Raw genomic sequence first — 10732 nt, forward strand, 5'->3', positions numbered from 1 at the left:
GATGAGTCAAATCGATGCAATTAAAATAGCCAAAGAAGTTTTTGAGATAGAATCAAAAACGATTTTAGATTTATGCGATAATTTAGATGAAGGTTTTAATAAAGCCATTGAGCTGATTTTATCTATCAAAGGTAGATGTGTAGTAAGTGGTATGGGTAAATCAGGCCATATAGGAGCTAAGATAGCTGCAACCTTGGCTAGCACAGGTACCCCGAGCTTTTTTATGCATCCAGGCGAAGCATTGCACGGAGATCTTGGTATGCTCACAAGTGAGGATGTGCTTTTAGCTATTTCAAATTCAGGAGAAACTGAAGAGGTTTTAAAGCTTATACCAGTAATTAAAAAAAGAAAAATTCCTTTAATTGTCATGGCTGGAAATCAAAACTCTACCCTAGCCAAACAAGCTGATATTTTTATAAACATAGCAGTAAAAAAAGAAGCTTGCCCGCTTCAACTTGCTCCAACTTCTTCTACTACGGCTACTTTAGCGATGGGTGATGCTATAGCAGTAGCTTTGATGAGAGCAAGGAATTTTAGACCTGATGATTTTGCTTTATTTCATCCAGGGGGAAGCTTGGGTAGAAAGCTTTTAACTAGAGTGGGTGATTTGATGGTGTCAAATAATCTACCTATAGTAAGCCCTGAGAGTGAATTTAATGAGTTAGTTGATGTGATGACTAGCGGTAAGTTAGGGCTTTGTATAGTACTTGAAAATGAAAAACTAGTTGGAATCATCACAGATGGGGATTTAAGAAGAGCATTAAGAGCAAATGATAAGCCAAGATTTGATTTTAAAGCTAAAGAAATCATGAGTGAAAAACCTAAAACTATAGAAGCAAGTGCTATGGCAAGTGAAGCAGAAGAGCTTATGCTAAAACACAAAATCAAAGAAATAGTTGTCACTCAAGATGAAAAAACAGTAGGCATTATACAACTTTACGCGATAGGCAATGTTTAAATTTTTATGATACATTAAAAAACTAAAAAAGTTGGAGAAAATGAGAAAGATTTTAGTTGTTTTTGGAACAAGACCAGAGGCTATAAAAATGGCTCCATTGATTAAAATAATGGAAAATAGAAATGATATAGATTTTAAAATTTGTGTGACCGCACAACATAGACAAATGCTAGATCAAATTTTAGATGTTTTTGATATTAAGCCAGATTATGATTTAAACATCATGAGTGAAAATCAAGATTTATATGATATTACTTTTAAAATTCTTTGTGGTATGAAAAATATATTGAATGATTTTAGACCGGATGTTGTTTTAGTGCATGGAGATACCACTACTGCAAGTGCTGCAGCATTGGCAGCTTTTTATCAAAAAATAAAAGTAGCGCATATTGAAGCAGGGCTAAGGACTTATAATCTTTACAATCCTTGGCCAGAAGAGGCAAATAGACAAATTGTCGGTGTTTTGTCAGGTATTCATTTTGCTCCGACAACTAAGAGTGCCGAAAATCTTATAAAAGAAGGGAAAGATGAAAAGAACATTTTTGTGACTGGTAATACTGTTGTTGATGCATTATTTTATATGGTAGAAAAAATAAAAAATAATATAGTATTTAAGACAAAAATTTTATATTCTATTGATAATGAATATAGAAAAAGTGATAATAGAAAATTTATTCTAGTTACAGGACATCGTAGAGAAAATTTTGGTGAAGGTTTTTTGCAAATTTGTGAAGCATTAAAAACTATAGCAATTAATAATCCAAATATTGACATAGTTTATCCTGTTCATCTAAATCCTAATGTGCAAAAACCCGTAAAATCAATTCTTTCAGATATAACTAATATTTATCTTATAAATCCTCTTAAGTATGAAGAGTTTATATATCTTATGTCAAACTGCTATTTTATTATTACAGATTCTGGTGGTGTACAGGAAGAAGCTCCTAGTCTTGGAAAACCTGTATTAGTAATGCGTGAAACAACAGAAAGACCAGAAGCCATAGAAGCTGGAACAGTGAAGTTAGTGGGTGCTTGTAAAAGTGGCATTATCAAAGCAGCTCAAGAGTTGATTAATAATGAAGATGAATATAAAAAAATGAGCAAAGCAAGTAATCCTTATGGAGATGGTAAAGCTTGTGAGAAAATTTTAGAGATACTAATAAAAAAAGGAGATTGTTGTGATTAATAATTTTAATAAAGTATGCATAATAGGTCTTGGATATATAGGGCTTCCTACGGCTGCTGTTTTTGCTAGTAGAAAAGTTAAAGTTTTGGGTGTAGATATAAATCAACAAGTAGTAGATACTATAAATCAAGGAAAAATTCATATTGTAGAACCTGAATTAGATATTTTGGTACATGCTGTTGTGAAAGATGGTTATTTTAAAGCAGCAACGCTGCCAGATGAAGCAGATGCTTTTATCATTGCAGTACCAACTCCTTTTAAAGGGGAAGATCATGAGCCCAATTTGGATTACATTAAGGCAGCGTCAAAATCAGTAGCAAAAGTCCTAAAGAAGGGAAATTTAGTGATTTTAGAGTCAACATCCCCAGTTGGAGCAACAGAACAAATGGCGAAATGGCTTGCAGATGAAAGACCTGATTTGACTTTTCCTCATCAGATCGGTGAAGAATCCGATATTAAGATAGCTCATTGTCCAGAAAGAGTTCTACCTGGACAGGTTATAAGAGAACTTGTTGAAAACGATAGAATTGTTGGGGGTATGACACAACAATGCACAGAACAAGCAGCAAATCTATATAAAATTTTTGTTCAAGGTGAATGCATTAAAACTAATGCTAGGACAGCAGAAATGGCAAAACTTACAGAAAATTCGTTTAGAGATGTAAATATAGCTTTTGCTAATGAATTATCTATTTTATGCGATAAATTGGATATAAATGTATGGGAGCTTATAAAACTTGCCAATCGTCATCCTAGAGTAAATATCTTGCAACCTGGTTGTGGAGTTGGTGGACATTGTATAGCAGTGGATCCGTGGTTTATAGTACATCAAAATCCAAATGAAGCTAAAATGATAAAAACAGCTAGAGAGGTTAACGATAATAAACCAAATTTTGTTATACAAAAAATTAAAGAAAGAGTAAAAGGCATACTGCAACCTAAAATTGCCTGTTTAGGTTTAGCGTTTAAACCAGATATTGATGATTTAAGAGAATCTCCAGCCTTAGATATAGTTATTAAGCTTGCCAGCGAACGCAATAATCAAATACTAGCTGTAGAGCCAAATATAAAACAGCTTCCACTAAAATTACAGGATAAAGCGAATATAGAATTGGTTTCTTTGACACAAGCACTGGATGAAGCAGATATTGTTGTGATATTAGTTAAGCACAAGGAGTTTATTGGTATGCAATCTGATAAACTTATAGATTTTGTTAATATTTAAGGTTTGTCCATGAAAGAAATAGATTCTGATGTTGTTTTATTAAAATGTGATCAAGTGAGTTATAAAATTTACCTTCCAGGCAAAGATATAGACTATATACAGAAAAAAATTTACAACGAAATGATTCCTTATGAATATGAAATGTTGCAGGATATATTAGGAAAAGCAAAAAAAGATACCATTATAGTTGATATAGGGTCTAATATAGGCAATCATTCTTTATATCTTGCAGCACATGGTTTTGATATATATGCTTTTGAAGCAAATTTAGAACTGTGCAACATACTTAAAATAAGTATAGAATTAAATGGATTTAGAAAATTAAGGCTGCATGAATTTGGTCTATCAGATAAAAAAGAAACAGCAATTTTAGATAATTTAAATGCTGAAAATTTAGGTAAACAATCTTTAAAAATTAAAGATTCTGGTGATATTGTTTTATATCCTCTTGATGATATAAAATTTGAAAAAGATATTTCTGTATTAAAAATAGATGTAGAGGGAATGGAAACTAAAGTTCTAAATGGTGCGATCAATACTATAAAAAAACATAGACCGTTTTTATATATAGAAGCTATTAATAATATTGAATTTAGAAAAATTAATGTTATATTGGAAAAATTAGACTATGTTTATTGGAATACTTTTAACGCAACTCCAACACACCTATATTATCCAAAAGAGCAGTTAAAAGATCAAGATATATTATCCAATATATCTTTTCATAAAACTTTAGAATCGTATCGAATGACTCAATCCTTAAATTATAGTAAAAAAATATCTACTGAAATTTCTAAAATTGTTGAAATTACTTCTAAAAATAGCACCGAGTTATATGCAAAAATAAATGATTTAGAATCTCAAAAAGAAAAATGGAATGAAATAGAATTAGAACAAAATAAAAAAATTCGTCAACTCCAATTGCAAAACGATAAGCTTGAACAAGATTTGCAATTTCACAAAGAGAAACTAGATGCAACATTAGTAAATTATGAAGGCATGAGTGCAAGAAGTGAAAAATATCGTCAAGAAATAATTTTTAAAGATAATGAAATCAAAAGATTGGAAAATACTTTATCTTATAGAATAGGCAACCGCATTGTAAATGCTAAAAATATAAAAAATGTTATCTTGTTACCTTATCATTTATATATGGAGTATAAAAGTTTTAAATTAAGGCAAAAAAAGAAAAATATATTAAAACAAACTAATAAAATAAAAAAAACAATAGCAAATAGTTCAAATACACCAAAACAACAATTTATCAATAAATTTGATGATATAAAAAATATAAAAATTGCTTGCATAATGGATGAATTCACATACACTTCCTTTAAATACGAGTGCGATTTGTTACAACTCAGTCCAGGAAATTGGAAAAATGAAGTTGCAATATTTAAACCTGATTTATTATTTATAGAATCAGCTTGGCAAGGAAAAGATTCTTTGTGGAAGTTAAAAATCTCAGGATTTTCCACAGAACTTCAAGAACTTATAGAATATTGTAAAGAAAATAATATTGCTACTGTATTTTGGAGTAAAGAAGATCCGGTTCATTTTAATACTTTTCTACCGATAGCTTGTTCTGTTGATTTTATTTTTACAACTGATATTGATTGTATTCCAAAGTACAAATTTTATGTCGGACATGAAGATGTGTATTGTTTGCCTTTTGCAGCTCAAACAAAAATACATAACCCCATAGAAGAATTTGATCGTAAAGATGAATTTAATTTTGCAGGGTCATATTATCTAAGGTATCCTCAAAGACAATTAGATTTTGAAAATCTTATAGGCGCAGTAAAATCATATAAAAATATTAGTATTTATGATAGAAATTTCAATAACCCTCATCCTCATTATACTTTTCCAGATTGTTATAAAGATATGATTATAGGAAATTTATCTTTTAATGAGATTATAAAAGCATATAAAGGTTATAAATTTGGGATAACGATGAACACTGTCAAGCAATCTCAAACAATGTTTGCCAGAAGAGCTTTTGAGCTTATAGCATGTAATACTTTTGTTGTGAGTAATTTCTCTAGAGCTTTAAGAAATTTTTTTGGTGATTTAGTAATATCATCAGATGATATGAATGAATTAAAAGATAAATTGAAACTAGTATGTGAAGATGAGATATATTATAAGAAAATAAAATTAAATGCTTTAAGAAAAGTGATGAAAGAACATACTTATACAGATAGATTGAATTTTATAGCTTCTGCTGTTTACAAAGAACAATTTGAATCCAAGCATAAATTTTATATATTAATACATGTAAATTCACAAGAGGAATATATACAGGCATTAGATGTTTTTTATTCTCAAAAAGAAAACCAAGGGTTTCAACTATTAATTTATAATGATAAAAAATTGAAATTTCAACCCAATGATCAATGTATATATTTTTCAGAATTAGAAGAATTATTTAAATATATAAAAAATGATAAACAAGCTTATTTTGGAATGATGGATATTAAAGATTATTACAATGAAAATTATTTACTAGATCTAACTTTAACCTTGAAGTATTCTAACTTTAATGCTTTTGGAAAATATAGTTTTTATAGTTTTGATGATGGAAAGGTATATTTAGAAAACAAGGATTGTGAATATAAAAAAGCAAATCAGCTTTTTATTGCTTCATCTTTTGTAAAAGTAGAATATATCAACAAAGAGTTATTGTCAGCTTTTCTTAATAAAGAATTTTCATATCAAATCGAAAATATGTTTGCTACCGATTGTTTTAATTATTGTAAAAATGGTATTTCACTTACTAAAGATCAACAAGAATATGTGTCTAGTATGGATAAAGTGTATTCTGGAATAAGTATTAAAGATCTTAATATATCATCAAATTTTAAAGGTGTATTGAAGGAAGCTTATGAAACTCCTGATTTGATTAAAATGGATGCTAAAATTATATATGATAATATAGAAAAACCGATAAGTTCTAAAATCAAATTTTCATTTGATGATAAAAGTAAATTCATAATAGAATCAAAATTATCCAGTGAAGCACATAAATATTTTTATTTTAAAAATTCTTTTACAAGAGAAACTTTTAATATGGTAAAAAATTCTCAATTTTTACTCCAAGGTATTTTCTCAAATGAAGATTTTAAAACAGTCTTTGAATTTCAAGATGAAAATTATCAAAAAATTTCTCATAGTATTAATAAAGCTGGAGATATTCAAACTTTAGCTATACCTAAAGAGTGTAAATTTATCCGTTTTGGTCTGCGCATTCAAGGTGCTGGTAAATTTCAAATAGACAATTTGGTTTTAGATTTTCTAAATCCCCAGCCTTTTGCACTTCTTTCTAGAAGTAAAAAATTGGTATTAACTAAACAATATCCTTCTTATGATGATTTATATAAATACGGCTTTTTGCACTCAAGGGTAAAAGCATATAAAGAAAAGGGTATTTTGGTTGATGTTTTTAGGCTTAGCAATACACAAAGGTATGAATGTAGAGAATTTGAAGATATTGATGTAGTGACGGCCTCTAGTGATGTTTTGGAAGAAACTTTAGCAAGTGGACAATATGACCATATTTTGGTTCATTTTTTAGATAAAAATATGTGGAATGTTCTAGAGAAATTTGTAGATAAAATCAAAATTACTGTTTGGATTCATGGTTCTGAAATTCAAATTTGGCAAAGAAGAGAATTTGAATTTGAAAGATATAGCGAAATAGAAATTCAAAGACAAAAAAAACTTTCTGATCAAAGAGTGAAATTTTGGACAAAAATTTTCAATGCAAATTATAAAAATATGCATTTTATTTTTGTAAGTGAGTATTTTAAAAATGAAAGTTTAAGTGATTTGAGAGTAGTGTTAAAGCCTAGTCAATATACTATTATACATAATCCTATAGATACTTCAATGTTTGATTATTTGCCTAAATCTCTAAATGATAGAAAAAAAATTCTTTCTATCCGTCCTTTTTCAGCCAATGTATATGCTAATGATTTAAGTATTAAGGCTATTTTGGAGCTTAGCAAAAGAGATTTTTTTAAAGATTTGGAATTTTTTATAGCCGGCGATGGAGTCTTGTTTGATGAGTTAACTAATAAATTAAATTCTTTTAAAAATGTTATCGTACATAAAGGTTTTTTAACCCAAAAAGAAATATCAAATTTACATAAACAATACGGTATTTTTTTAATTCCAAGTAGATACGATTCTCAAGGTGTTTCACGATCTGAAGCTATGTCAAGTGGTTTGGTTCCAGTTACTAATAACATCGCAGCAATTCCAGAATTTGTAGATAATGAATGTGGAATTTTAGTAGAACCTGAAAATGCAAAAGCATTAGCTGATGCAATCGAGTTTTTATATAAAAATCCAGATGAATTTATGAAATTATCCGCAAATGCTGCAAAAAGAGTTAGAAAACAATGTGATAAAGGTGTTATTATGTCAAAAGAATTAAAGATAATAATGGATAACTAATGGATAGAATTATTTTAGATAAAATAAAATTGCAAATTTGCAATCAAGATAATCTTGAGTTAGGGAAAAAATACTTTGAAAAAGGCGAACTTGTTTTAAAACCTTTTAAAGGATTTAAAATTGGTAATTGGCAAGAATGGGAGATAGATCCATTTAAAAATAGAACATGGCAATGGAAATTGCATTGGTTTTCTTTTTTGCCATTTTTACTATCTTATCATTATCATTTAAAAAAAGATGAAATGCTTGATGAAATTAAGAATATTATAAATTCTTGGTTTGATAGCTATATTGATACAGATAAAGAGACAGTTGATTTTGAATTTATTTGGCATGATCATTGTATGGCGCTAAGAGCTGAGCAGTTAGTTGAGTTGTATTTGTATTTAAAGCATTATGGCGAATCAAAATGGCTTGGTGAAAACGAAAATTTTTTGACTAGGTTGTTAAATGCGATTGTAAAACATGCATTCTTGCTTTCAAAGGATGAGTATTTTACAAAATATACCAATCATGGATTAGAACAAGCAAGAGTACTTTTGATTTTGGGCTTATTTTTAAAAAATGATGAATATAAGGTATTGGCAATCTCAAGAATAAAAGATGAAATGCTTTTTGCTTTCACAGATGAGGGGGTTCATGTAGAAAATAGTCCATCTTATCATATCTTCGTCTTGAAGGTTTTTATAGCGATTATTAAAACTTATCCTGAATGTATAATTAAAGATCTAGCAGTAATTTTTGATATTATTTCAAAAAAAGCTCTAAAGTTTATAACACATATATTAAGACCAGATGGAAATGTTCCGATAATAGGCGATAGTGAGCAAGATAAAACATCTGATGCTTATAAGGCATTTTATGAAAATACTCAAGAATATTCAAATTTATTATATGCGCTGTCATTAGGAAATGGTGGGATGAAACCTATTGAGACTAATGTAGTTTATGAAAAATCTGGTTATGTAATATTTAGAGATAAATGGAATGACAAGGATAAATTTAATCAATCTATTCAGCTTGTTTGTAAAGTAGGATGTTTAAGTCGGTATCATCATCAGCAAGATGAAGGTCATGTAAATTTATATGCTTTTGGGGAAGATTGGTTGATTGATAGCGGCCTATATAACCATAATAACACAGATCCTATTAGAAAATATATGAGAAGTAGAATGGCTCATAATATACCTTTGATTTCAAATACAAACTACGATATTGATTTTGATCATAGATCAAACGCTTGGAAAGTACTAGATTATTCCACAGATAAGATTAAGCCATGGTGTAAAATTGAACTAAAAGTTTTAAAAAATATTATTCATCATAGAACTATTAGTATGAATTTTTTAGATAGTTCTTTTGATATAGAAGATGAGATTATCATGGAAGATGGATTAGAAAGAGATGTTACTATGCAATGGCATATTCCGCTAGATAAACATATAATAATTAGCGGAACTAATTTAGTCACAATAAAAGGTAAAAATCAATATATGCGTTTAAATATAAAACATGCAATGCCAAATGAAATTTTTACAAGAAAAGGTATTAAGAATGAGAGAGTTTTTAGTGTTATTTCTCTAAAGCCAAACGTTTATCATGATTCTTATGTTCTTCGTTATGTTTTTAAAAACAAAAAATATTTAAAAATAACACACTGTTTTGATTTTAAATTATCAAATACTATTAAGGAGTTATAATGAGGTTAATTATTGATGAGATTATCAAAATTAGAAAAATTTTGTCAGACAAAAAAATCAAATATTATACGATATATCCACGTGCTGGATTTGCAGATTTGATGGGTCATGCAAGTGTGGCTGCAACTTTTTGCGATTTATTTGAATTGCAGTTTTTAGGTTTTTCGGGACAAAATGCATCTATACATAGAACAGCGTATAAAGATACTAGGGGATTTTACGAAAAATTTTTTAATGATTTGGGATTTATTCAATTTGTAGATTTTTCAAATATAGGACATATAGAATTGTATGAGGATGTTGATTTATTGAAAATTTTTGAGAATCTTTATAATAGAATTCAATCTTTACCTCAATGTGAAGCAATATGTATAGAACCTAAATTTTTACCAACTTCTCCTGTGGTTAGATTTTTGTTTGAGATTGGACTAAGTTTATACAATAATAGTTTTGTAAGATTTTTTCAAAATGCTTTAAAAAAATTTGGTTTATACGATCATCTTTGCTATGACCTAAATAAAACTGTTTATACGATTCATTTGAGAATCGGGGACACGGCTATAGTTCCTATAAATAAAAAAGGTGATATAGTTGCTATTGATTGGCTTTGTAGAGAAGAAAAAACAGGAAAAAATCATAATAGTATATATAATTTACAAAGAAATAAAGGCGGCAGACATGTTATTAATTCTTACTTGGATTTAGAGAATCTTTTTTCTTTTGCAAATAAAATTAGGCAGCGGGATAAGAATTGTAGGATTAATTTTATCTCAGATGGTTTTGATACTGCTATATCCTTTATGAATATGAGTAAAATTGATCAAATTCTGCAAAAAAGACAAATAGATTTTTGCCAAGATATTGTGAGTGAATATATTAATAATAAAAAAAATATTCTTGAAAATAATTTTTGTTTTGATTGTAGTATTATAGGTGAAAATTATGATAAATTTTTAGAGTCTATAAAGTTATTACTAACTTCAAATATTATCTTTTCAAATGCAAGAAGTTTTTGCTACGGAATATTAGTAAATTGCAAGAAGGATTATTTTTTTAAACAAGAGGCATACTTCAGAAGCCAAGGCGATCTATATGATATATGGTTAAAGGAAAAAAATATAGAACTTAAAAAATTTGCAATATGTAATGATAACTTTTGATATTGATTAAAATTTTTAAAAATAAAACTACAAGCAATAAGA

General features: G+C 28.4%; 6 protein-coding genes. All 6 read left to right on the forward strand.

Translation table 11 applies throughout. The annotated features are described in order from the left end of the window. Position 1: 1 nt before the first annotated feature. The 6 genes from L8V77_RS02480 to L8V77_RS02505 are packed head-to-tail and all read left to right on the forward strand — an operon-like array spanning position 2 to position 10690. Positions 2-958 carry a KpsF/GutQ family sugar-phosphate isomerase gene (locus tag L8V77_RS02480; RefSeq protein ID WP_412175129.1) on the forward strand — a complete coding sequence of 319 codons (957 nt, stop codon included), beginning with the start codon at positions 2-4 and terminating at the stop codon, positions 956-958. 40 nt (positions 959-998) lie between these two features. Further along, the gene (gene wecB / locus L8V77_RS02485; protein WP_263706549.1) at positions 999-2144 is read left to right on the forward strand and encodes a non-hydrolyzing UDP-N-acetylglucosamine 2-epimerase; all 1146 of its coding nucleotides are present in this window, start codon (positions 999-1001) and stop codon (positions 2142-2144) included. Continuing rightward, positions 2140-3369 (forward strand): UDP-N-acetyl-D-mannosamine dehydrogenase, encoded by a 1230-nt coding sequence (wecC, locus tag L8V77_RS02490; RefSeq protein WP_263706656.1) that lies wholly within the window; start codon positions 2140-2142, stop codon positions 3367-3369. Before wecB ends, wecC begins: the two co-directional genes overlap by 5 nt. A gap of 9 nt (positions 3370-3378) precedes the next feature. Further along, positions 3379-7830, forward strand: a complete 4452-nt coding sequence (locus L8V77_RS02495) for an FkbM family methyltransferase (protein ID WP_263706551.1) — start codon at positions 3379-3381, stop codon at positions 7828-7830. Next, positions 7830-9530, forward strand: coding sequence for a heparinase II/III family protein (locus tag L8V77_RS02500; RefSeq protein WP_263706552.1), 1701 nt, complete (start codon positions 7830-7832; stop codon positions 9528-9530). Before L8V77_RS02495 ends, L8V77_RS02500 begins: the two co-directional genes overlap by 1 nt. After that, positions 9530-10690 (forward strand): hypothetical protein, encoded by a 1161-nt coding sequence (locus L8V77_RS02505; protein WP_263706553.1) that lies wholly within the window; start codon positions 9530-9532, stop codon positions 10688-10690. Before L8V77_RS02500 ends, L8V77_RS02505 begins: the two co-directional genes overlap by 1 nt. The last annotated feature ends 42 nt before the right edge of the window (positions 10691-10732 follow it).

Source organism: Campylobacter sp. IFREMER_LSEM_CL2127 (assembly GCF_025771745.1).
GTDB lineage: Bacteria > Campylobacterota > Campylobacteria > Campylobacterales > Campylobacteraceae > Campylobacter_D.

Bases quoted from the DNA above. Each gene is read 5' to 3' on its own strand.
- L8V77_RS02480 (WP_412175129.1), top strand. From the start codon at position 2: ATGAGTCAAATCGATGCAATTAAAATAGCCAAAGAAGTTTTTGAGATA.
- wecB (WP_263706549.1), top strand. From the start codon at position 999: ATGAGAAAGATTTTAGTTGTTTTTGGAACAAGACCAGAGGCTATAAAA.
- L8V77_RS02495 (WP_263706551.1), top strand. From the start codon at position 3,379: ATGAAAGAAATAGATTCTGATGTTGTTTTATTAAAATGTGATCAAGTG.
- L8V77_RS02500 (WP_263706552.1), top strand. From the start codon at position 7,830: ATGGATAGAATTATTTTAGATAAAATAAAATTGCAAATTTGCAATCAA.
- L8V77_RS02505 (WP_263706553.1), top strand. From the start codon at position 9,530: ATGAGGTTAATTATTGATGAGATTATCAAAATTAGAAAAATTTTGTCA.